At 61.9% G+C, this 19,723-nt stretch carries 23 protein-coding genes; 12 read left to right on the top strand and 11 right to left on the bottom strand.

Features of this window, described 5'->3' with window-relative positions; translation table 11 throughout:
* Nucleotides 1–7: 7 nt before the first annotated feature.
* A complete protein-coding gene (locus tag A6U98_RS05235) occupies nucleotides 8–715 on the bottom strand; it encodes a glutathione S-transferase family protein (protein WP_064648389.1) in 708 nt (235 codons plus the stop codon).
* A gap of 114 nt (nucleotides 716–829) precedes the next feature.
* Here A6U98_RS05235 and A6U98_RS05230 point away from each other — a divergent pair, with 114 nt between their 5' ends.
* Nucleotides 830–1,756, top strand: coding sequence for a LysR substrate-binding domain-containing protein (locus tag A6U98_RS05230; protein WP_064648388.1), 927 nt, complete (start codon nucleotides 830–832; stop codon nucleotides 1,754–1,756).
* Here A6U98_RS05230 and A6U98_RS05225 read toward each other — a convergent pair.
* Entirely contained in the window at nucleotides 1,725–3,308 is a 1,584-nt protein-coding gene (locus tag A6U98_RS05225) for a peptide chain release factor 3 (protein ID WP_017990055.1), read from the bottom strand. The two genes, A6U98_RS05230 and A6U98_RS05225, sit on opposite strands and share 32 nt — an antisense overlap.
* 91 nt (nucleotides 3,309–3,399) lie before the next feature.
* On the opposite strand from A6U98_RS05225, the gene dut reads away from it, so the two are divergent.
* The gene (gene dut, locus A6U98_RS05220) at nucleotides 3,400–3,870 is read left to right on the top strand and encodes a dUTP diphosphatase (protein ID WP_064648387.1); all 471 of its coding nucleotides are present in this window, start codon (nucleotides 3,400–3,402) and stop codon (nucleotides 3,868–3,870) included.
* Complete coding sequence (locus tag A6U98_RS05215; protein WP_064648386.1) at nucleotides 3,870–4,769, top strand: GNAT family N-acetyltransferase; 900 nt, start codon at nucleotides 3,870–3,872, stop codon at nucleotides 4,767–4,769. The genes dut and A6U98_RS05215 overlap by 1 nt, the downstream gene beginning before the upstream one ends.
* Nucleotides 4,770–4,775: 6 nt before the next feature.
* Here A6U98_RS05215 and A6U98_RS05210 read toward each other — a convergent pair whose 3' ends face one another.
* Nucleotides 4,776–5,240, bottom strand: a complete 465-nt coding sequence (locus A6U98_RS05210) for an Lrp/AsnC family transcriptional regulator (RefSeq protein WP_012759850.1) — start codon at nucleotides 5,238–5,240, stop codon at nucleotides 4,776–4,778.
* Nucleotides 5,241–5,339: 99 nt separating this feature from the next.
* Between A6U98_RS05210 and A6U98_RS05205 the strand changes: the two genes are divergently transcribed.
* Nucleotides 5,340–6,254, top strand: coding sequence for a DMT family transporter (locus tag A6U98_RS05205; protein ID WP_197496349.1), 915 nt, complete (start codon nucleotides 5,340–5,342; stop codon nucleotides 6,252–6,254).
* A gap of 44 nt (nucleotides 6,255–6,298) precedes the next feature.
* Here A6U98_RS05205 and A6U98_RS05200 read toward each other — a convergent pair whose 3' ends face one another.
* Nucleotides 6,299–6,817 (bottom strand): DNA starvation/stationary phase protection protein, encoded by a 519-nt coding sequence (locus tag A6U98_RS05200; protein ID WP_064648384.1) that lies wholly within the window; start codon nucleotides 6,815–6,817, stop codon nucleotides 6,299–6,301.
* Nucleotides 6,818–7,050: 233 nt separating this feature from the next.
* Here A6U98_RS05200 and A6U98_RS05195 point away from each other — a divergent pair, with 233 nt between their 5' ends.
* The 3 genes from A6U98_RS05195 (at nucleotide 7,051) to A6U98_RS36640 (ending at nucleotide 9,049) form a co-directional block, all read left to right on the top strand.
* Entirely contained in the window at nucleotides 7,051–7,668 is a 618-nt protein-coding gene (locus A6U98_RS05195) for a LysE family translocator (protein WP_064648383.1), read from the top strand.
* Between the two features lie 146 nt (nucleotides 7,669–7,814).
* Nucleotides 7,815–8,777 carry a cysteine synthase A gene (cysK, locus tag A6U98_RS05190; protein WP_064648382.1) on the top strand — a complete coding sequence of 321 codons (963 nt, stop codon included), beginning with the start codon at nucleotides 7,815–7,817 and terminating at the stop codon, nucleotides 8,775–8,777.
* 101 nt (nucleotides 8,778–8,878) lie between these two features.
* Complete coding sequence (locus A6U98_RS36640) at nucleotides 8,879–9,049, top strand: hypothetical protein (protein WP_156667813.1); 171 nt, start codon at nucleotides 8,879–8,881, stop codon at nucleotides 9,047–9,049.
* On the opposite strand, the gene A6U98_RS05180 is transcribed toward A6U98_RS36640, so the two are convergent.
* From A6U98_RS05180 to A6U98_RS37065, 7 genes are all read right to left on the bottom strand, one after another.
* Complete coding sequence (locus tag A6U98_RS05180) at nucleotides 9,046–10,497, bottom strand: SEFIR domain-containing protein (RefSeq protein ID WP_064648380.1); 1,452 nt, start codon at nucleotides 10,495–10,497, stop codon at nucleotides 9,046–9,048. The two genes, A6U98_RS36640 and A6U98_RS05180, sit on opposite strands and share 4 nt — an antisense overlap.
* 166 nt (nucleotides 10,498–10,663) lie before the next feature.
* Nucleotides 10,664–12,196 (bottom strand): YifB family Mg chelatase-like AAA ATPase, encoded by a 1,533-nt coding sequence (locus tag A6U98_RS05175; RefSeq protein WP_064648379.1) that lies wholly within the window; start codon nucleotides 12,194–12,196, stop codon nucleotides 10,664–10,666.
* Nucleotides 12,197–12,427: 231 nt separating this feature from the next.
* Nucleotides 12,428–13,375, bottom strand: a complete 948-nt coding sequence (gene gshB, locus A6U98_RS05170) for a glutathione synthase (protein ID WP_064648378.1) — start codon at nucleotides 13,373–13,375, stop codon at nucleotides 12,428–12,430.
* Nucleotides 13,376–13,469: 94 nt separating this feature from the next.
* Nucleotides 13,470–13,973, bottom strand: a complete 504-nt coding sequence (locus A6U98_RS05165; RefSeq protein ID WP_064648377.1) for a cupin domain-containing protein — start codon at nucleotides 13,971–13,973, stop codon at nucleotides 13,470–13,472.
* Between the two features lie 117 nt (nucleotides 13,974–14,090).
* Nucleotides 14,091–14,459, bottom strand: coding sequence for a YraN family protein (locus A6U98_RS05160; protein WP_064648376.1), 369 nt, complete (start codon nucleotides 14,457–14,459; stop codon nucleotides 14,091–14,093).
* Nucleotides 14,449–15,366 (bottom strand): 16S rRNA (cytidine(1402)-2'-O)-methyltransferase, encoded by a 918-nt coding sequence (gene rsmI / locus A6U98_RS05155; RefSeq protein ID WP_064648375.1) that lies wholly within the window; start codon nucleotides 15,364–15,366, stop codon nucleotides 14,449–14,451. Before rsmI ends, A6U98_RS05160 begins: the two co-directional genes overlap by 11 nt.
* The gene (locus A6U98_RS37065; protein WP_197496348.1) at nucleotides 15,363–15,533 is read right to left on the bottom strand and encodes a hypothetical protein; all 171 of its coding nucleotides are present in this window, start codon (nucleotides 15,531–15,533) and stop codon (nucleotides 15,363–15,365) included. The genes rsmI and A6U98_RS37065 overlap by 4 nt, the downstream gene beginning before the upstream one ends.
* 93 nt (nucleotides 15,534–15,626) lie before the next feature.
* Here A6U98_RS37065 and dnaN point away from each other — a divergent pair, with 93 nt between their 5' ends.
* The 5 genes from dnaN to pyrF all read left to right on the top strand — a co-directional run bounded on the left by dnaN (nucleotide 15,627) and on the right by pyrF (nucleotide 19,703).
* Complete coding sequence (dnaN, locus tag A6U98_RS05145) at nucleotides 15,627–16,745, top strand: DNA polymerase III subunit beta (protein WP_064648373.1); 1,119 nt, start codon at nucleotides 15,627–15,629, stop codon at nucleotides 16,743–16,745.
* 54 nt (nucleotides 16,746–16,799) lie between these two features.
* Entirely contained in the window at nucleotides 16,800–17,711 is a 912-nt protein-coding gene (locus tag A6U98_RS05140) for a DUF72 domain-containing protein (protein WP_064648372.1), read from the top strand.
* 95 nt (nucleotides 17,712–17,806) lie between these two features.
* Nucleotides 17,807–18,406 (top strand): phospholipid N-methyltransferase PmtA, encoded by a 600-nt coding sequence (gene pmtA / locus A6U98_RS05135; RefSeq protein WP_064648371.1) that lies wholly within the window; start codon nucleotides 17,807–17,809, stop codon nucleotides 18,404–18,406.
* 1 nt (nucleotide 18,407) lies between these two features.
* Entirely contained in the window at nucleotides 18,408–18,989 is a 582-nt protein-coding gene (locus A6U98_RS05130; RefSeq protein WP_027682060.1) for a histidine phosphatase family protein, read from the top strand.
* A gap of 6 nt (nucleotides 18,990–18,995) precedes the next feature.
* Complete coding sequence (gene pyrF / locus A6U98_RS05125) at nucleotides 18,996–19,703, top strand: orotidine-5'-phosphate decarboxylase (RefSeq protein ID WP_064648370.1); 708 nt, start codon at nucleotides 18,996–18,998, stop codon at nucleotides 19,701–19,703.
* Nucleotides 19,704–19,723: the final 20 nt, after the last annotated feature.

The following is a 19,723-nucleotide window of genomic DNA, read 5'->3' as shown; positions in this document are numbered from 1 at the left end:
GCGGCGATCAGGCCGCCTGTTTCAACAGGCCGAGCGCTTCGGCCAGATCGACCTCGCCGCGGAAACCGCCGCTGCTTTTCGCCTCCTGCCGATGCTCGATCGCATGGGCGAAACGCACGGCCGGCTCCTGCTGCATGCGCTCATAGAGGCGATGCAGGCCGGGAAACTGCCGGCGGTCGACGACCTTGTGGAAATCGTTCCAGCGGGCGATCCCGACGAAATAGGCATCCGCCAGGCTTGGCCCATTGCCGAGAAGCCATTCACGGCCATCGAGCAGACGCTCCAGCGTCTGATGCGCCTTTTCGACCGCGGCAATGCCATAGGCCGTGAGGGCCTGCTTCTGCTGCGGCTCCAGCGGATGCTCGATCGCATACCAGAGCGGGCCGAAGGCCTGGAAGAAACTGGTGTTGAGAAAGGCGAGCATCTGGTTCAGCCGATCGAAATCCGCCGACCCCTGCGCAAAGCCCAGACCGTTGCCGATCGTGCGGGCGCCGATATGGTGGAGGATCGCCATGCTTTCGCTGATCGTCCTGCCATCCTCGAGCAGCAGCGACGGCGTTTCGCCGACCATGTTGATCCGCTGGTATTCTTCGCCGGAGACCATGTCCGGCATCTCGACGCGGCAGAGCCGATAAGGCAGGCCGGACCATTCCAGCGCGACGATCGAGCCGAAGGAGCAGCCCTCCGGCACGCCGTAAAACAATATGGGTGACATCAATCGTTCCTTTCAGAATTGAACCCGTTTGGACACGTTGAATGTGCAGATGTGGACGATCCCGCGGTAGAGGCTGTAAATGCATCGCAATGTCTACATAGCTGGAAGCTGACGATGACGCTCTTCAACCTCAACGACCTCCATCTTTTCGTGCAGGCCGTCGACAGCGGCAGTTTTACCGCCGCCGCCAGGCATCTCGGCATTCCGAAATCGACCGTGAGCAAACGGGTTGCGGAGCTGGAGGCCCGGCTCGGCGTCCGGCTGATCCAGCGCACGTCGCGAAGCTTCGCGCTAACCGAACTCGGCCGGGAATTCTTTCAGCATGCCCAGGCCTCGATCATCGAGGCGGAGATGGCCGAAGGCATTGTGCGGCGGCATCTGGCTGAACCCGCCGGCAGCGTTCGCCTGACCGCCTCGGTGCCGACGGCGCAGTTTACCTTGACTGAGCATCTGCCGGCGCTGGCAGCACGTTATCCGAAGCTCCGGCTTTCCGTGCAAGTGACGGACCGCTTCGTCGACATCGTGCAGGAAGGCTTCGACATCGCGCTGCGCAGCCATCGCGGGCCGCTGCCGGATTCCGCACTGGTACAGCGGAAGCTCGCCAGCCACCCTTTCTTCATCCTCGCCTCGCCGGATTATATCTGCGCCCATGGCGAACCGCGCCGGCCGGAGGAGCTGGCACAGCATGCGACGATCATGACCAGCCTGACAGAGGATCAGTGGCGGCTATATTCGCGCGGCGACGAGGTTCTCGTCACGCTGCATTCCGTCATGGCGGCGGATGAGCCCTATGTCCTGATGGAAATGGCCATGTCAGGGCTCGGCATTACCTGCCTGCCGACATCCGTGTGCCGGAAGGCGCTGGCAGACGGGCGGCTGGTGCGGGTGCTGCCGGAATGGACGGCAGGCAGCATCGAGACGACGATCCTGATGCCGCATCGGCGTGGCCAACTGCCGGCAGTGCGCGCCGTCGTCGATTTCCTGGCGGAACGGCTTTGGCGATTAGCTATCACGCCGCCTTGGCGGCGTGATATTCCTTGATCGCGACCATCTTGATCGCCGGATGGCGCTCGGACTCGTAACGCAGCGAGAAACCGTCCTGGGCGAGGAAGACCGGGTCGCCGTCGAGATCGCGGGCGATATCGCCGCGTTTGACGGTGAGGAATTTCTCGAGATCGGCCGGCTGCTCGGCAGAGATCCAGCGGCAGACGGAGAAACGCGACATTTCGAAGGAGACCGGCAAGCCGTATTCGGCCATCAGCCGCTCCTTCAAGACGTCGAGCTGCAGGGCGCCGACGACGCCGACGATCGCCGGCGAGCCGTCTTCCGGCGAGAACAGCTGGACGACGCCTTCTTCGGCCATCTGCTGTAGGGCTTCCTTGAGCTTCTTCGCCTTCATCGCGTCTTCCAGGCGCACGCGGCGCAGGATCTCCGGCGAGAAGTTCGGCACGCCCTGGAAGACCAGCGATTCACCTTCGGTCAGCGTATCGCCGATCCGGAGCGTCCCGTGGTTGGGAATGCCGACGACGTCGCCGGCATAGGCGGTGTCGGCGAGCTGGCGCTGCGAGGCGAAGAAGAATTGCGGCGCCGTCAGGCCAAGCTGTTTGCCGGTGCGGGCGAGCCTTGCCTTCATGCCGCGTTCGAGCTTGCCGGAGCAGATGCGGGCAAAGGCGATGCGGTCGCGGTGGTTGGGATCCATGTTCGCCTGGATCTTGAAGACGAAGGCGGTCATCTTGTCGTCGGTCGCATGCACGGTCCTGGTATCGGCGACCTGGTCACGCGGCGGCGGCGCAAAATCGCCGAGCGCGTTGATGAGATCGCGAACGCCGTAATTGCGCAGCGCCGAGCCGAAAAAGACCGGCGTCATATGGCCTTCGAGGAAGGCTTCGCGGTCGAACGGACGGCAGGCCTCGATCGCCAGCTCCGTCTCCTCGATGAAGACCTGGCGCTCGTTTTCCGGCAGCCTGCCGGCCACGCTTTGCGGGCCATTGACCGGCGTCCCCTCGATTTCGGTATCCGAACCGCGCACCGTGTTGGCGGCGATATTGTAGGAGCCGCAAAAGGTCTTGGAGCGGCCGATCGGCCAGGTGATCGGCGCGGTATCCAGCGCCAGCTTCTCTTCCACCTCATCGAGGATCTCGAAGGGATCGCGGCTTTCGCGGTCCATCTTGTTGATGAAGGTGATGATCGGGATATCGCGCATGCGGCAGACTTCGAAAAGCTTCAGCGTGCGCGGCTCGATACCCTTGGCTGCATCGATCACCATGACCGCGGCGTCGACGGCCGTCAGCGTGCGATAGGTATCGTCGGCGAAGTCCTCGTGACCCGGCGTATCGAGGATGTTGAAGACATTATCGTTATATTCGAAGGTCATCACCGAGGTGACGACGGAAATGCCGCGTTCGCGCTCGATCTTCATCCAGTCGGAGCGCGTCTGCATGCGATCCTTCTTCGCCTTGACTTCGCCGGCAAGCTGAATGGCGCCGCCGAACAGCAGCAGCTTTTCGGTGAGCGTCGTCTTGCCCGCGTCCGGGTGGGCGATAATAGCGAATGTGCGGCGGCGGGAGACCGCCTCGGCGAGACTTTCGGCCATGCTTGTGAATCCTGTGGAATTGCCGCGTATCTAGCGATTAAAGCCCGGCATTGCAATTGACCTCGGGCCTTCGGGCGCAAAGTAATGGGCCATGACCATTCATCACGATACGCGCCCGACGCTGAACCTCATCCGCTTGGCCAATGGCGAAGGCCTCGATCTGCCCGCCTATGAAAGCAAGGGGGCGGCCGGCATGGACCTGCGTGCCGCCGTCGACGAGGCAGCACCGCTGACGCTTCTGCCCGGCAAGCGGGCGCTGGTGCCGACCGGCTTCATCTTCGAGATCCCCGAGCATTTCGAGGGACAGGTGCGGCCGCGTTCCGGCCTCGCCTTCAAAAACGGCATCACCTGCCTGAATACGCCTGGTACCGTCGACAGCGACTATCGCGGCGAGGTGAAGGTGCTGCTCGTCAATCTCGGCGAGGAAGCCTTCGTCATTTCGCGCGGCATGCGCATCGCCCAGATGGTGATCGCGCCGGTGACCCAGGCGCGGGTGGCGGAGATTACCGAGGCCAGCGAAACGATGCGCGGCGCAGGCGGCTTCGGCTCCACCGGCCTCTGATGGCACAGCGCCTCGACAGCGCTGGCCTGACCTTCCGGCAGGACTATTTCGGCGACCCCGCCGGCTGGGCGGCCTTAGTCTGCCTGCTTCAGGATATTTTCGGCATCGATATCGGACCGCTGCAACAGCTCGGCGGACCCGATCCGACGAGCATGCCCTTCGGCTGGTTTAATGCCGAAGGGGAACTTGCGGCGAATATCTCGGCCTTTGCGCTGCCTTTCGTCCTCAACGGCAGGATCGTCCATGCCGCCGGGCTGCAATCCGGTGCCGTGCGGCCAGCATGGCGCGGCCGCGGGCTCTATCGCGACGTCACGGTGAAAGCGCTCGACTGGTGCGAGAAACAGGGTTTTGAAGCCGTCATCCTCTATACCGACAAACCGTCGCTCTACGAAGCCTACGGTTTCCGCGCGATACCGCTGCACCGATATGAGGGAGCGGCTCCCGACCCTTCGTCTTCCGCCGCCCGCGCTCGGCCGCTTTTGCCGACAAACGCGGATGATCTTGCCCTGCTGCAATCGCAGTTGAAAGGACGCGGCCCGGTTTCGACCTCGCTGGCGGTCACGGTCAATGCGGCGATGTTTCTGATCAACACCCAGCTCGATCCCGATGTCCGGATCAGCTTGCTGGCTGAGCGGCAGGCGGTGATCGCCTGGAAGATGGATGAGGCTGGCCGCTTCAGCCTCCTCGACGTCGTGGCGGCGGAGATACCGTCGCTTGCAGTAATCCTCGGCGGGCTGGAGATCGCGCCAGCTTCCGTCGAGGTGTTATTCCGTCCCGACAAGCTCGGCTGGGACGGTGTCCCGCAACCCTTGGAAAGCGGCACGAGGTTGATGCTGCGCGGGCTCGGCGATGCCACCCCGGATTTTCCGGCGATGTTGTCGCCGATGGCGGAATTCTAGATCCCTCTATTTCCGGCGTGAAAGCGGCGGCAGGCGGCGCTTGACGGGCGAGGCTTTGATCATCGCCGTGTTGGTCTCCGCCCTTTCGGCGACCCGGTCGAGGATCCCGTCGAGGTCCGCCATCGAGCGGATGACCAGGCGGGCGATGAAGCAATCATCACCCGTCACCTTATCGCATTCGATGATTTCGGGAATTTCCTGGATGATCCGCTCGACGATGTGCAACTGCCCTGGCAGCGGACGCACGCGCACGATCGCCTGCAGGGGATAGCCGACGGCGGCGGGATCGAGATCAATGGTGAAGGCCTTGATGACGCCACGCTCCTCCAGCCGCCGCAGGCGCTCGGCGGCACTGGGCGAGGAGAGGCCGACCTGCTGGGCCAGTTCCTTCAGCGAGATCCGCGCATTGCCGGCCAGCGCCTCCAGAATGGCCTGATCGATTTCGTCAAGCGATTGCACATCATTAGCCACGGCGAGATATTCTCCTCGTATGATTAGGCGATATCGATCATTTTCCTTCTTATCCTTATATAAAACCGCCTTCCGCCGCAATAATCTTATGCCACCGAAATGGAGGCGACCATGGGCAGCGACATCAGACGGGGCACGGCGGAAATGACGGCAGCGATGCTGATCTCGGGGACGATCGGCTGGTTCGTCGTCATGTCGGGACAACCGGTCAGCGGCGTGGTCTTCTGGCGCTGCCTGTTCGGCGCGCTCACCTTGCTGGTCATCTGCGGCGCTCTCGGGCTGCTGCGGCCAGGCATCATCACGCTGCGCGCCTTCGGCATCGCTATTTTCGGCGGCGTCGCCATCGTCTTGAACTGGCTGCTGCTGTTTGCCTCCTACTCGCATGCGACGATCTCGATCGCGACGACCGTCTACAACACCCAGCCTTTCATGCTGCTGGTGCTCGGCGCGCTCTTTCTCGGCGAGAAGATCACCGCCACCAAGCTGTTCTGGCTGACACTCGCCTTCGCCGGCATGATTGCCATCGTCGAGGCAAAACCGGAGACTGGAGGGGCGACATCCGACGGTTACGGCCTCGGCATCCTGATGGCGCTCGGTGCGGCCTTTTTCTACGCGCTCGCAGCCCTTGCCGCGAAATGGCTGAAGGGCACGCCGCCGCATCTGATCGCGCTCATCCAGGTCGCAACCGGCATGCTGATGCTGGCACCGATGACCGATTTTTCTCATCCGCCGGGCGATGTTGGGTCCTGGGCGATCCTGGTGACCGTCGGCGTCGTCCATACCGGGCTGATGTATGTGCTGCTCTACGGCGCGATCCAGAGGCTGCCGACGCATCTGACAGGCGCCCTGTCCTTCATCTATCCGATCGCGGCGATTGCCGTCGACCGGCTGGCCTTCGGCCATGCGCTGCAGCCGATGCAGATCGCAGGCGCGGCGATCATTCTCCTTGCCGCCGCCGGCATGAATCTCGGCTGGACGCCGCGCTGGCTGCGGCCGCGGGCGGTGGAGAGCTGAGAACCGGGCAGTCCGGGCATGACAGACATGCCCGGTTGCCAATGTTACCTCTGCGGGCGCGTCGTTTCGAACAGGAACCAGGTACGGCGCTCGCCCTCGTCGATCCAGTTCTCGATCAGGCTGGCGGTTGCGACATCATTGTGCTCGTCGCAGAGGCCATGCACCTCGCGCAGCAGCGAAACGAGTTGAGCGTTATCCTCGCGCAGTTCCGACAACATGTCTTCGGGCGTGACGAAATCCGCGTCATTGTCCGAAAGGCGCTGCTGACGTGCGATCTGGCCGATGGAGCGGAGCGTCGTGCCGCCGATCTTGCGGGCACGCTCGGCAATGTCGTCGGTCATCGCGAAGATCTGTTCCGCCTGTTCGTCGAGCAGCAGATGATAGTCGCGAAAATGCGGGCCGGACATGTGCCAATGGAAATTCTTGGTCTTCACATAAAGCGTAAAGACATCGGCGAGCAGTGCGGTCAGCGCCGCCGAAATATCGGTAATGGCATTGGTCGGCAGGCTGGACGGCGTCTTGAGTGGCGAAAGCCTGCGGGTTTCGGCTGGCGTATGGGACATTTAATCTCTCCTTGGTGATGAAAATCTCTAGCGCCACCGGCCGGGACAACCGCGGCGGGCCGCGCTGATCGCGCATTTGCAGAGAGAGAAATAGCAAGGCCGGGTCGCTTTCCAAGTGGATCATGGTCTAGCAGACCTATTCCTTATGGTTATGGACCGATCAGCGCCAATGCATTGATGAGGAAGCGGCGCTTGCCTATAGAGGGGCCGTGGAAGCCCTGAGGGTTAAGAAGATGAGCCTTGCCGCCTTGCTGACCTATGCCGGAGCGCTGTTCATCGCCGCGGCCATTCCGGGACCCGGGATTACTGCAATCGTCGCGCGTGCGCTCGGCTCGAATTTCCGCGAAACCTTCTTCATGGGCCTCGGCCTGGTGCTCGGCGACATGACTTATCTCACAGCGGTCATTCTCGGCCTTGCCTTCGTGGCGCAGACCTTTACCGAGGTGTTCATAACAATCAAGATCGCCGGCGTCCTCTATCTCGGCTACATCGCCTGGAAACTCTGGACGGCGGGGCTGCTGCCGCAGGATATCGCGGCCCGCAAATCCACCAACATCGGCATGTCTTTCGTCTCCGGCCTGCTGGTGACGCTCGGCAATCCGAAGACCATGCTGTTCTATGTCGCCCTGGTGCCGACGCTGATCGATATCGGCAATATCGGGCTACGCGACTATGCGCTCCTGCTCACCACCACCTTCGTCGTGCTGATCGTCGTGCTCGTGCCCTATATGCTGCTTGCCTCGCGGGCCCGCACGATGCTGAAGCAGCCGCGCGCCTTGCAGGCGCTGAACCGGGTTGCGGCCGGCATCCTCGCCGGCACGGCCGCCTTCATCGCCACGCGCGCAGCCTGAAATAAACATTCGGCAAGAAACGGTTTTCAAAGGTTTTTTTCTCTCCTGATCGCCTCTCCAGGTCGAACGCGGTCTGGCCTAGACGGGCCTTTGACCCTATTCTCCCCCCTCGATTTCAGGAGCAGGATTTCAAAGGGAGAGCACCCATGTCGCACAAGCCCGGCCGCGGCCGCATCTATTCCTCGATCACCGAGACCATCGGCGACACGCCGCTCGTGCGCTTCGACAAGCTGGCGCGGGAAAAGGGCGTCGTGGCGAACCTGATCGGCAAGCTCGAATTCTTCAACCCGATCGCCTCCGTCAAGGATCGTATCGGTGTCGCGATGATCGAGGGCCTCGAAGCGCAAGGCAAGATCACCCCCGGCAAGACGGTGCTGATCGAGCCGACCTCCGGCAATACCGGCATCGCGCTCGCCTTTGCCGCCGCCGCCAAGGGCTATCGGCTGATCCTCACCATGCCGGAGACGATGTCGGTCGAGCGCCGCAAGATGCTGGCACTGCTCGGCGCCGAGCTGGTGCTGACCGAGGGACCAAAGGGTATGAAGGGCGCCATCGCCAAGGCCGAGGAACTGGCGGCGTCGCTTCCCGATGCCGTCATTCCGCAGCAGTTCGAAAACCCCGCCAACCCCGAGATCCACCGCAAGACGACGGCCGAAGAAATCTGGAACGATACCGACGGCACGGTCGATATCGTCGTCTCCGGCATCGGCACCGGCGGCACGATCACCGGCGTCGGACAAGTGCTGAAGAGCCGCAAGCCCGAGATCAAGATCATCGCTGTCGAGCCCGCCGATTCGCCGATCCTGTCCGGCGGAAATCCCGGCCCGCACAAGATCCAGGGCATCGGCGCCGGCTTTGCGCCGAAGATCCTCGATACCGGCATCTATGACGAAGTCGTCACCGTGACCAACGACGAAGCCTTCGAACAGGCGCGCCTGGTTGCCAGGCTCGAAGGCGTGCCGGTCGGCATCTCCTCGGGTGCTGCACTGACCGCCGCAATCAAGGTCGGCATCCGTCCCGAGAACGCCGGCAAGAACATCGTCATCATCATCCCCTCCTTCGCGGAGCGTTATCTTTCGACGGCGCTGTTCGAGGGGCTTGGGAGCTGAGGCTGGCTTTGGCCGGGGCTTTCCCCGTCATTCATTTCGGAGATTTCGGGACGCTTCGATGCCCCTTTTTTTGCACAGCAGCCGTCAGCCTTTCGCCGGCGATGCGGGTAGCAGATCGCTTCGGCGAGATGAATGCGGCCGGCCGTCGGCTTGCCGCCAAGATGGGCGAGCGGGCGGTCAAACTTCGGCACGCGATGGTTACCGCGCCGAACGAGCGCACAGTGATGGACAAACGAGGCCTCGCCGGGACGGGCGCACTTGTGCTCGTCTAGGGGGTTGAAGCAATATTATCCGACGCCATGAGGCGCTTTATGTTGAGCCTGTCAAACTGCCACCGGGGAATTGAGTTTGCATCTGCAAGAAGGCCTGAAATATATGCAGACAGCTCCTGCACGTTCTTCACACCCACTAGATGCTTGATGCGCTCAAAGTAACGGGCCGACTTCGCTCGTGCAAACATCTCAAATGGTCCACCATGACGATCGACATACAACAGGGTTTCCGGCCACCAGCTGTTGTAATCATTGAATTTCGTAGCCCTAAAATAGAATATAAAGTCGGCACATAAAACATACGCAAAATCGATGCCTGTGCCTTCATTCCGTTCCTTTAACATGTCGGCCCGAATTGATGTTCGCTTCAACTTAAGGCGCTCACTTCTTATATCGAAGCTCTTAGCGTATTCCCGAAAAATAGTAAAATTATGCATGGTCTCATCAGGTCTACGGCGCGAATTCCAATAGTATTGGTCGTCGATCACTGTAGAGGCCGCGTCAAATCGCTCATATTTCAAGAGCGTAGCCATCCAATACAAAAACAGCTCATGCACAATGAACTGGTAGTTGTCCTGGTCAACATCGGAGTATGAACTAGCGTTCGTCGGTGGATGGAGGTAGGGGATCAGACGTTCGAAAAACCGATGGACAATTCCCACCAATTCAGGTGTTGGCTGATACTGCGCTATCGCAGTGAATAAGGAGATAAATTCGTTCCTGTAGGGAACGAATTTATCAACGTTATCGACTACGACATCGTCGTAATTCTCGCCAATAACCTGTGCGGAGGCTAGACGAAACTTTTCGAAAATTGTATCGGGGGACCCTAAAAATTCGCCGGCTGCAGCTGCGGCATGTGCGGAGCCGTTGCGCATAGCCTCGATAATCCGCCGACTTCCGAGATCGGCCGGCTTTCCAGCCAAACTTTTGGAGTTAAGAAAAGCGGGCTTGGCGCCGATCTCCGGCGGAACGTCCCAAGGCGCGTCCCAGGCCCAGCGAACCACGCGCTCGAATTCCTGAGCATACGTAGCTGGGCTGCTGAGATCAATATAGATGCGGCTCCCATAGTACGTTGGCAGATAGGCCTTACCATGTTCGTCATTCTCACGGACCACCGCCACAAACTTGTCTTGTTCGCGCTCAGCGTAGAGTTCAGGCGTGATGATCTGTGCCTCTGTCCCAGCACCGCCTTTTCGTCCATCTGATTTTTTCGCATAAACTTCGTCGCATATAAGGATAACCTTGGTGACCGTCTTGTCAGTCACCATCTTCTCCATAAACGCGTTTGCGTCGTGTCCGGGCTTAAGATGCCATTTATCAAGGATAACATCGATTCCCTGATGTCGCAGTTGACCGGCAAACTCAACGACCCAGGCCTGATGATCGGCACTGCTCCATGAATAAGAAATGAAGAGCCTCGGCGCGGTTTCATACTCGCCAGTCATGTTCGAATCTCACAATCTTTAAAACTAAGCTCTATCTATACCAGTATACCGAGCAAGCTGAATGCTCAGTTAGAAGGAGGCGCCCGTTTTCCCCAACTGCCGCAGCGCTTTCGTCTCCGGTTTTCTATCTTCGCTGAGTATCGGGGCGCTTCGGCGCGCGTTCTTCCTACGCCGCAGCCGTTAGCCTCTCACCCGCGATCCTGTAGGAGATCGCTTCGGCGAGATGGATGCGGCCGACTGTAGGCTTGCCGTCGAGGTCGGCCAGCGTGCGGGCGACCTTCAGCACGCGGTGGTAACCGCGGGCGGAGAATTTCATTTTCTCGGCGGCATCGCGCAGCAGCTGCAGGCCAGCAGCGTCAGGCTCGGCCAATTTCTCGATCATCGCGGTGGAGCAGCGGGCATTGGTGCCGATGCCTTTTGCGCCGGTGCTTTCGAAGCGCTCTTGCTGGATCGCGCGGGCGCGGGCGACGCGGCGGGCGACGTCGGCGCTGGTTTCGGCCGCCATCGGCCGGATGAGATCGGCAGCGGAGACGGCCGGCACATCGATGCGGATATCGATGCGATCCATCAGCGGGCCGGAGATGCGGGCCTGGTAATCGCTCATGCAGCGCGGGCCGCGGGCGCAGGTATGGCCCGGTTCGCCGGCCATGCCGCAGCGGCAGGGGTTCATCGCCGCGATCAGCTGGAATTTGGCCGGATAGGAAACACGGTGATTGGCGCGCGCAATGACGCATTCGCCGCCTTCGAGCGGCTGGCGCAGCGCATCGAGCGCCTGCGGCGTGAATTCGGGAAACTCGTCGAGAAAGAGCACGCCATGATGGGCAAGCGAGGCTTCGCCCGGACGGGCGCGCAGACCGCCGCCGACGAGGGCCGCCATGGTGGCGGAGTGATGCGGGGTGCGGAAGGGCCTTCGATCGGAAAGCTTGCCGCCGGAGAGCTGGCCGGCGATCGAATGAACCATCGACACCTCCAGCAGCTCGGCAGCGGAAAGCGGCGGCAGGATCGACGGCAGCCTGGCCGCCAGCATCGACTTGCCGGAGCCGGGAGGGCCGACCATCAGCAGATTATGACCGCCGGCCGCTGCCACCTCGAGCGCACGCTTGGCACTTTCCTGGCCCTTGATTTCGGCGAGATCCGGCAGGTTTGCGGCATTAGCACGGATCGACGCTTCCGGCCTGGAGAGTACCTGCGTGCCACGGAAATGATTGGCAAGGGCAATCAGGCTGCGGGGTGCAAGGATATCGACGTCCGAACCCGCCCAGGCGGCTTCGGCGCCGCTTTCGGCCGGGCAGATCAGCCCCTTGCCGAGCGCATTAGCGCCGATCGCTGCCGGCAGCGCGCCTGATATGGCGGCGATCGTGCCGTCGAGGTTGAGCTCGCCGACGACGACAAAATCGGACAGTGCATCGGCGGGAATGGCGCCGAGGGCGGCCATCAGGGCAAGGGCGATCGGCAGATCGAAATGCGAGCCCTCTTTCGGCAGGTCAGCAGGCGCTAGATTGACCGTGACGCGCTTGGCCGGCAGCGCCAGGCCGGAGGCGTGGAGGGCCGCCTGCACGCGCTCGCGGCTTTCGGCAACCGCCTTGTCAGGCAGGCCGACGATTTGCATCCCGACCTTGCCGGGAGCGACCATGACCTGGACCTCGACCGGCACACCCTCAATACCCTGAAAGGCAACCGTACTGACTCGCGCGACCATCAACCCATCCCCTTGCCGCAAACTCTACCATACCGCCCTGCTGCCTTTATTCGATGCATGTCGTGTTCCCAAAACCGCTGCACACTTTTGGGCGACATGCATTAAGGCCAGCGGTTGCAATCTGGCATAGAAGCAGGAATAAAACAAGAACAATCAAAGAACGTAGTCAGGCATTCGCTGTGACCTTGGTTGTGCTCGGTCGCGGGACCAGAACGATCATGGGCGGCTGGCTCAGCCGCGCTTGCGCTCGATCGCATCCCAAAGCAGGCTCGCGATATCAGCGCCGCCGAACTTCTTCACCTCGCGAATGCCTGTGGGCGACGTGACGTTGATCTCGGTCATATAATCGCCGATCACATCGATACCGACGAGCAGGAAACCGCGCTCCCTGAGCGCCGGGCCGATGCGGGCGCAGATTTCCTGTTCGCGCGGCGTCAGCTCGGTCGCCTCGGCGCGGCCGCCGACATGCATGTTGGAGCGGCTGTCGTGTTCGGCCGGAACGCGGTTGATGGCGCCTGCGAATTCGCCGTCGACCAGGATGATGCGTTTGTCGCCCTTGCGCACGTCAGGCAAATATTGCTGGGCGATGAAGGGCTCGCGGAAAAGCTGGCCGAACATTTCCAGCAGCGAAGAGAGGTTGCGGTCGTCGCGGGTCGAATGGAAGACGCCGGCGCCGCCATTGCCGTAAAGCGGCTTCAGGATGATGTCGCCCATCTCGTCGCGGAAGCGGCGGATCTCGGCGGCATCCTTGGTGATCAGCGTCTTCGGCATCAGATCGGAGAATTCGGTGACGAAGATCTTCTCCGGCGAATTGCGCACCCAGGCCGGATCGTTGACGACGAGCGTCTTCGGGTGGATGCGCTCGAGCAGATGCGTCGAGGTGATATAGGCCATGTCGAAGGGCGGATCCTGGCGCAGCAGCACGACATCCATGGTCGAAAGATCGACGCGCTCCGGCGCGCCAAGCTCGTAGTGATCGCCCTTGACGTCGCGCAGCACCATCGGCTCGACGCTGGCATAGAGCTTGCCGTCACGGAAGCTCAGGCGGTCGGGGGTGTAATGGAAGAGCCTGTAGCCGCGCGCCTGCGCTTCCAGGCTCATGGCGAAGGTGGAATCACCTGCGATATTGATGCCTGCGACATGGTCCATCTGGACCGCTACATTGGTGATCTTGGCCATTTCCATCCCTCGCTGAATGCCGGACAGATGTAGGTCGGCCAGATATCAAACGCAACGGTCAATCAAGGGCTTCGGCGGCTGCCATTGGCGATCTTCAGGCGGCGATGCCCTGGTTGCCGTTGTTGCGCAGCATGTTGCGGAGACGGTAGGCAATCGCCAAGGGCTTCGGGAAAGGCTTGCGCAGGAAGGCAACCTTGCGGACATAATTGTCGACCCGCCAGCTCGCCCAGGTTCCACCGGCGAAAAAGGCGACGTCGCCGGCGCGCAAGGTTCGTTCGGTGCCGTCCTCGGCGGTGATATGGACCTCGCCTTCGAGGATCATCACCGTCTCGTCCCAACCGAAGCGCCAGCGGAACTCGCCCGCCGTGCAATCCCAGATCGCCGTCAGCGAGGCCTCGTCATGGCCGCGCGAATGTTCGGCGGTGCGGGCCTGCGGATTGCCGTTGATAACCCAGTCCGGATTGATCGGTGTGGACTTCAGCGGCAGCAGATCGCTCGCATGCGCGATGAAGGATTTCCCGGCCGGCTTCACCACGGCATACGGCACCGAGCGCGCGGCCATGGCGACCGCACTTGCAAGCATCAGCTTCCAGGCCATGAAACAATCCCCAATTGTTATCCCTACCGAGATTTGGGGTAGCAGAAAGTCGTAAGAACCTCGTTCACGCGGGAACTAAAAGTTTAACGATCCGGAAATCCGATGGGTCGAAAGATGTCAGAAGGCATCCGGAAAATGCCGCGGCAGCCGGCCCGGCATGATCGCCACGATATCATAGCGCTGGGAAAGGCGGGCCTGATCCGCCTGGCGGGCGAGCCAGAGATCGCTTGCCGCCCGTATGCGCTTCTGCGCGGCGATGGAGACGGCGTCGACCGCCGCTGTCTCGCCATGGCGGGCCTTGACCTCGACGAAGACAGCGAGATCGCCCTTGCGGGCGATGATATCGATCTCGCCGAGCCGGGTGCGGTGGCGCAGAGCCAGGATGCGATAGCCCTTCAGCATCAGGAAGGCGGCCGCGAGATATTCCGACATGCGGCCCCGGCGCAGCGCCTTCCTTCTGATGGCGGTGAGATCGCTATCGCCCATCGGCGTTCTTGATCTCCAACAGGCGCTGGTAGAGCACCTTGCGCGGCAGGCCGGTGAGGCGGGCGGCCTCGGTCGCGGCGCCGGCCGTCGGCATCGACTTCGACAGGTCGGCCAGCATGGCTTCGACATCGGCCTCATCAGTTTCGACCGGCTCCGGCGGACCGATCACCAGGACGATCTCGCCCTTGACGTTTTCCACCTGCTGATAATGCGCCGCGAGGTCGGCAAGCGTGCCGCGACGGAACTCCTCATAGGTCTTGGTCAGCTCGCGGCAGACGGAGGCGGGCCGCGTGGGCCCGAGCACATCGGCAGCGGCCAGAAGCGTTGCGCCGATGCGGTGCGGCGATTCAAAGAAGATCAGCGTCGCGGGTGCTGCGGCAAGTTCCCCGAGACGGTCGCGGCGGGCCTTGTCCTTGGCCGGCAGGAAACCAGCGAATAGGAAGGCATCGTTCGGCAGGCCGGAGCCGACAAGGGCCGCGAGCGGGGCGGAGGCGCCGGGAATGGGAATGACGCGGTAACCTGCCGTTATCGCCTGCTGCGCCAGCCGATAGCCTGGATCGGAGACAAGCGGCGTGCCGGCATCGGAAACCAGCGCCACCGAACGCCCGGCTTCAAGCGCCTGCAGCAACCTTGGACCGGCCTCGTCGGCATTGTGCTCGTGATAGGCGAAGGGACGGTTCTGGATGCCGTAGCGGTCGAGCAGCACGCGGGTGACGCGCGTATCTTCGCAGGCGAGCACATCGGCGCCGGCCAGCGTTTCCAGCGCCCGCAGCGTGATGTCGCCGAGATTGCCGATGGGGGTGGCGACGAGATAGAGCGCCGGCTCCAGGGGCCGCGCCGGCACCGTTGCATTGTGCAGGCGGAAGCTTCGCCGGCTGGCGGCGTCCGCTGTCGTTTCCTCATTCATGCCATTTGCTTTCGTCCCGCCGGCTCGTCGCCAGCATCGAAGCCTTTATGGGCGAGCCGCACCGCTTCGGCAAGGGTTCGGATTTCTGTGAGCATTGCTCCGGAAAACCGCAAATGCAGGGGTGCCGACGTCCATGCCTCTTGCAAAGCAATGCTGAAGTCTGCCATTTTGCCCGTCCACTCCCCCGGCCTCAAGCCGGGACAGCATTCCTCGGGTGCTCGACGCGCCCGGACAGTCACGGTCGAAAGCGGTAGCATCCCATGCGTATTACTATTGAGCGGTCAAACCTGTTGAAATCGCTGAACCACGTCCACCGCGTGGTCGAACGTCGCAACACGATCCCGATCCTGTCCAACGTATTGCTCAAGGCCGACGGCCAGAAGCTCGACATGAAGGCGACCGACCTCGACCTCGAAATCACCGAGGCGACACCTGCTAGCGTCGAGCAGCCCGGCGCCACTACGGTTCCCGCGCATCTTCTCTACGATATCGTGCGCAAGCTTTCCGACGGCTCGGAAGTGCTGCTTGCCACCAGCCCCGATGGCGGCGCGATGACCGTGCAGTCCGGCCGCTCGAAATTCTCGCTGCAGTGCCTGCCGGAATCGGACTTCCCTGATCTCACAGCCGGCACCTTCACGCATTCCTTCAAGCTGAAGGCGACCGATCTGAAAATGCTGATCGACCGCACCCAGTTCGCGATTTCGACGGAAGAGACGCGTTATTATCTCAACGGCATCTTCTTCCACACGATCGAGAGCAATGGCGAGCTGAAACTCAGAGCGGTTGCGACCGACGGTCACCGGCTGGCGCGCGCCGATGTCGATGCGCCCTCCGGCTCCGAGGGCATGCCAGGCATCATCATTCCGCGCAAGACGGTCGGCGAGTTGCAGAAGCTGGTCGACAATCCCGAAACGACGGTGACCGTCGAGGTCTCCGACGCCAAGATCCGGCTGACGATCGGCTCGATCGTCATGACCTCGAAACTGATCGACGGCACCTTCCCGGATTATCAGCGCGTCATCCCGACAGGCAACGACAAGGAAATGCGCGTCGACTGCACGAGCTTCGCACAGGCCGTCGACCGTGTCTCGACCATCTCGTCCGAGCGTGGCCGTGCCGTCAAGCTGGCGCTTTCCGAAGGGCAGCTGATGCTGACCGTCAACAATCCCGATTCCGGCAGCGCGACGGAAGAAGTCGCCGTCGGCTACGACACGGATGCGATGGAAATCGGCTTCAACGCCAAATACCTGCTCGACATCACCGCCCAGCTTTCCGGCGAGGAAGCGATCTTCCTGCTTGCCGATGCCGGCTCGCCGACGCTGATCCGCGACACGGCGGGCGACGACGCGCTCTACGTGCTGATGCCGATGCGCGTCTGACCGGAACGAAGGCTGCCGCTTGCCGTTTTTCCTCCTGTCAAAACGGAGGATCCCATGACCAAAAAGACGGGGACGGTGCGCATCGGCATATCCGGCTGGACCTATGCGCCCTGGCGCGGCCAATTCTACCCGAAGGACCTGCCGCAGAAGCAGGAACTTTCCTATGCCGCCCGGCACTTCCGGTCGATCGAAATCAACGGCACCTTCTACGGATTGCAGCGGCCTGAAAGCTTCGGCCGCTGGCGCGACGAGACGCCGGATGATTTCGTCTTCGCGGTCAAGGGACCGCGCTTCATCACCCATATGCTGCGGCTGCAGAATATCGAGACGGCGCTCGCCAATTTCCTCGCCTGCGGCGTTTTGCGGCTTGGTCCCAAACTCGGGCCGATCCTCTGGCAATTCCCGCCGAACATGGTCTTCGACCCATCCCTTTTCGAAAACTTTTTGTCGCTGCTGCCGCACGACCGCGACGCAGCGATAGCGCTTGCGAAGCGTCACGACTGGCATATCAAAGGACCGGCCTGGCTTAAATGCGACGGGCACCAGCCGATCCGGCATGCGCTGGAGATTCGCCACGAGAGCTTCCGCTCACCCGCCTTCATCGAGATGCTGAGGCGTCACAAGGTCGCTCTCGTCTGCGCCGATACGGTGAAATGGCCGCTGCTGATGGATGTCACCGCCGATTTCATCTATTGCCGCCTGCATGGCTCCGAAAAGCTCTATGTCAGCGGCTACGAGGAAGAAGCACTCGACATCTGGGCGCAACGTATCCGCGCCTGGGCAACGGGCGGAGAACCTGAGAATGCGACGCGGGTGCTGGCGCCCGTGCCGGTGCGCAACAAGGGCCGCGACGTCTATCTATATTTCGACAATACCGATGTGAAGCTGCGCGCGCCTATCGATGCCGATCACCTGAGCCAAAGGCTCGCCGATCTCATGCCTCGCTCAGCCCCCGTAGCTGCATGAACTGTTGATGCCGATGTCCTTGTTGCGAAAATCCTTGTCCCTTAAGCGACAAGCGGCATATTAAGGCATTCGATCAACATGCGGATGGGTGGAGAATGAGCTTACGGGTCAAGGTGAAGGAACGGTTGGGCAAGAGGTTCGACGACGAGATCCGCTTCTTCCGGGGCATGATGCAGGGGCCGAAGACGGTGGGCTCGATCGTGCCGACTTCCTCGATCACGGCCAAGCGCATGGCAAGCGTCGTCGATATCCATTCCGGGCTGCCGGTGCTTGAACTCGGACCGGGCACGGGCGCCATCACCAAGGCCATCCTCGGCCGCGGCGTCCGTCCGGAAAATCTCGTCGCAATCGAATATTCGACGGATTTTCATAAACATCTGCAGCGGACCTATCCCGGCGTGCACTTCATCAACGGCGATGCCTTCGATCTTCAGGCCACGCTTGGCAATTTCAGCGGTCTCACCTTCGATTCCGTCGTCTCGGGCATTCCGCTTCTGAATTTCCCGATGGCGAAGCGCATCTCGCTGCTTGAAAGCCTGCTCGATCGACTGCCGGCCGGCCGGCCGATGGTGCAGATTTCCTACGGCGCGATCTCGCCGATCGCCGCCAATCCCGACCGCTACCATATCCAGCATTTCGACTTCGTCATGCGCAATATTCCGCCGGCGCAGCTCTGGATCTATAGGCGCGGCTGAGATGTTCGGGATCTACATCACTCATCCGCAGGTCAGGATCGACCCCAACGTGCCCGTGCCGAAATGGGGACTTTCCGATGTTGGCGCGGCGCGCGCCCGCAAAGCGGCAGAGAGCGGCTGGGCCAGGCAGTTGCGGCGCATCGTCTCCAGCGACGAGACGAAGGCGATCGAGACGGCCGAAATTTTGGCAAAAGCTTCCGGTGTGACCGTGGAGATCGTCCACGCGATGCACGAGAACGACCGCACGGCCACCGGCTTCCTGCCGCCACCGCAATTCGAAGAGGCGGCCGACTGGTTCTTCGCCCATCCGGAACAAAGCTTCAAAGGCTGGGAGCGCGCCGTCGACGCGCAGGCCCGCATCGTCGAGGCTGTTAACGCCGTTCTTGCCACGCATGATGCGACGGCGCCGATCGCCTTTGTCGGCCATGGCGGCGTCGGCACGCTGCTCAAATGCCATCTGGCGGGCAGCCCGATCGCGCGCGACCGCGACCAGCCGGGCGGCGGCGGCAATCTCTATGCTTTCAGTCTTGCGGATCGCCGCTTATCATGCGACTGGACACCCATCGAAGACTGGCAGGGGTGACTTCAGATGGACGCACGCGAGCGGTTGATCGTCGGCCTGGATGTTCCAACGATCGGCGAGGCGGAAAGACTGGTTTCCACGCTCGGCGACGACATTCTCTTCTACAAGATCGGCTATCAGCTGGTCTTTGCCGGCGGCCTGGAATTCGCCCGCGATCTTGCCGCCAGCGGCAAGAAGATCTTTCTCGACATGAAGCTGCTCGACATCGACAACACCGTTGCCTCCGGCGTCGAGAACATCGCCAAGATGGGCATGTCGATGCTGACGCTGCATGCCTATCCGAAAGCGATGAAGGCGGCGGTCGAGGCCGCGGCCGGCTCCGGCCTCTGCCTGCTCGGCGTGACCGTGCTGACCTCGATGGATGCCGACGACCTTGCCGATGCCGGCTATAGCCAGGATCCGCACAGCCTGGTGCTGCGCCGCGCCGAACAGGCGCGCGCGGCCGGCATGGGCGGTATCGTCTGCTCGGCGGAGGAGGCGACAGCGGTGCGCGAGATCGTCGGACCCGACATGGCGATCGTCACCCCCGGCATTCGCCCTGATGGTAGCGACAAGGGCGACCAGAAGCGGGTGATGACGCCTTTCGACGCGCTGAAGGCGGGAGCGACGCATCTCGTTGTCGGCCGGCCTGTCGTCAAGGCGCCCGATCCCCGAGATGCCGCCCGCGCCATCCTCAGCGAGATGGTGTCGGCACTCTGGCCGGCAAATCGCTGACCGGAATTCAACGGCAAAAA

This window comes from Rhizobium sp. WYCCWR10014 (genome assembly GCF_001657485.1).
In the GTDB taxonomy this organism is placed as follows: Bacteria; Pseudomonadota; Alphaproteobacteria; order Rhizobiales; family Rhizobiaceae; genus Rhizobium.
The sequence above is the reverse complement of the archived record's forward strand: the minus strand, read 5'-3'. Positions and strand labels throughout refer to the sequence as shown.

Excerpts from the sequence above, each read along its gene's own strand:
- A6U98_RS05205 (WP_197496349.1), top strand. The coding sequence starts at position 5,340 with ATGGAGGCGACCATGGGCAGCGACATCAGACGGGGCACGGCGGAAATG.
- pyrF (WP_064648370.1), top strand. The coding sequence starts at position 18,996 with ATGGACGCACGCGAGCGGTTGATCGTCGGCCTGGATGTTCCAACGATC.
- A6U98_RS05195 (WP_064648383.1), top strand. The coding sequence starts at position 7,051 with ATGAGCCTTGCCGCCTTGCTGACCTATGCCGGAGCGCTGTTCATCGCC.
- A6U98_RS37065 (WP_197496348.1), bottom strand. The coding sequence starts at position 15,533 with ATGGCAGACTTCAGCATTGCTTTGCAAGAGGCATGGACGTCGGCACCC.
- A6U98_RS05140 (WP_064648372.1), top strand. The coding sequence starts at position 16,800 with ATGACCAAAAAGACGGGGACGGTGCGCATCGGCATATCCGGCTGGACC.
- cysK (WP_064648382.1), top strand. The coding sequence starts at position 7,815 with ATGTCGCACAAGCCCGGCCGCGGCCGCATCTATTCCTCGATCACCGAG.
- A6U98_RS05215 (WP_064648386.1), top strand. The coding sequence starts at position 3,870 with ATGGCACAGCGCCTCGACAGCGCTGGCCTGACCTTCCGGCAGGACTAT.
- A6U98_RS05225 (WP_017990055.1), bottom strand. The coding sequence starts at position 3,308 with ATGGCCGAAAGTCTCGCCGAGGCGGTCTCCCGCCGCCGCACATTCGCT.
- A6U98_RS05230 (WP_064648388.1), top strand. The coding sequence starts at position 830 with ATGACGCTCTTCAACCTCAACGACCTCCATCTTTTCGTGCAGGCCGTC.
- dnaN (WP_064648373.1), top strand. The coding sequence starts at position 15,627 with ATGCGTATTACTATTGAGCGGTCAAACCTGTTGAAATCGCTGAACCAC.
- A6U98_RS05130 (WP_027682060.1), top strand. The coding sequence starts at position 18,408 with ATGTTCGGGATCTACATCACTCATCCGCAGGTCAGGATCGACCCCAAC.
- dut (WP_064648387.1), top strand. The coding sequence starts at position 3,400 with ATGACCATTCATCACGATACGCGCCCGACGCTGAACCTCATCCGCTTG.
- A6U98_RS05160 (WP_064648376.1), bottom strand. The coding sequence starts at position 14,459 with ATGGGCGATAGCGATCTCACCGCCATCAGAAGGAAGGCGCTGCGCCGG.
- A6U98_RS05165 (WP_064648377.1), bottom strand. The coding sequence starts at position 13,973 with ATGGCCTGGAAGCTGATGCTTGCAAGTGCGGTCGCCATGGCCGCGCGC.
- pmtA (WP_064648371.1), top strand. The coding sequence starts at position 17,807 with ATGAGCTTACGGGTCAAGGTGAAGGAACGGTTGGGCAAGAGGTTCGAC.
- gshB (WP_064648378.1), bottom strand. The coding sequence starts at position 13,375 with ATGGCCAAGATCACCAATGTAGCGGTCCAGATGGACCATGTCGCAGGC.
- A6U98_RS05175 (WP_064648379.1), bottom strand. The coding sequence starts at position 12,196 with ATGGTCGCGCGAGTCAGTACGGTTGCCTTTCAGGGTATTGAGGGTGTG.
- rsmI (WP_064648375.1), bottom strand. The coding sequence starts at position 15,366 with ATGAATGAGGAAACGACAGCGGACGCCGCCAGCCGGCGAAGCTTCCGC.
- A6U98_RS05235 (WP_064648389.1), bottom strand. The coding sequence starts at position 715 with ATGTCACCCATATTGTTTTACGGCGTGCCGGAGGGCTGCTCCTTCGGC.
- A6U98_RS05200 (WP_064648384.1), bottom strand. The coding sequence starts at position 6,817 with ATGTCCCATACGCCAGCCGAAACCCGCAGGCTTTCGCCACTCAAGACG.
- A6U98_RS36640 (WP_156667813.1), top strand. The coding sequence starts at position 8,879 with ATGCGGGTAGCAGATCGCTTCGGCGAGATGAATGCGGCCGGCCGTCGG.
- A6U98_RS05180 (WP_064648380.1), bottom strand. The coding sequence starts at position 10,497 with ATGACTGGCGAGTATGAAACCGCGCCGAGGCTCTTCATTTCTTATTCA.